General features: G+C 44.8%; 1 protein-coding gene. It reads right to left on the reverse strand.

All coding sequences use genetic code 11. The features are described from left to right. Nucleotides 1–489 (reverse strand): DUF368 domain-containing protein (locus AB4653_RS28155; RefSeq protein ID WP_372105924.1); only part of this gene is annotated, 489 nt, incomplete at both ends.

Raw genomic sequence — 489 nt, forward strand, 5'->3', positions numbered from 1 at the left:
AAATCGAACGGTGACAAGTTTTCTTGAATCAGAGGAACTTGCTCACCTTTAGAGTTTGTACGCCAGCTGATCGTTTCTTTCCACGGCCAAATCTTCGGCAGTGTACCGATCATCAAACCAGTCAAGAATACTAATGTGAAGTCGCGGAATGAGCGTAGTAACCAAGAAAGTACGTGAGAGAAAGTCAGCAGGCCAATCACACAGCCACTAAGGAATAGGGCAAGTACATCGACCTGAAATTCTTTAACGGCACCAAGTACCGGGCCGTACATACCAATTAATAGCAGAATGAAGCTCCCTGAGATACCTGGCAAAATCATCGCACAGATTGCAATCGCACCTGCAATGAGAATATTGATACTGGTAGGTTCCATTTGCAGCGGCTTAAGCACGGTAATGCTGTAAGCGAAGGCGACACCAAGCAGCAAAAATACGAATCGAATCATATCGCGCTTTTCTACTTGTTTAAGAATATGGAAAACCGACACC

The organism is Vibrio sp. 10N.222.48.A3, assembly GCF_041475345.1.
Lineage (GTDB): Bacteria > Pseudomonadota > Gammaproteobacteria > Enterobacterales > Vibrionaceae > Vibrio > Vibrio tasmaniensis_A.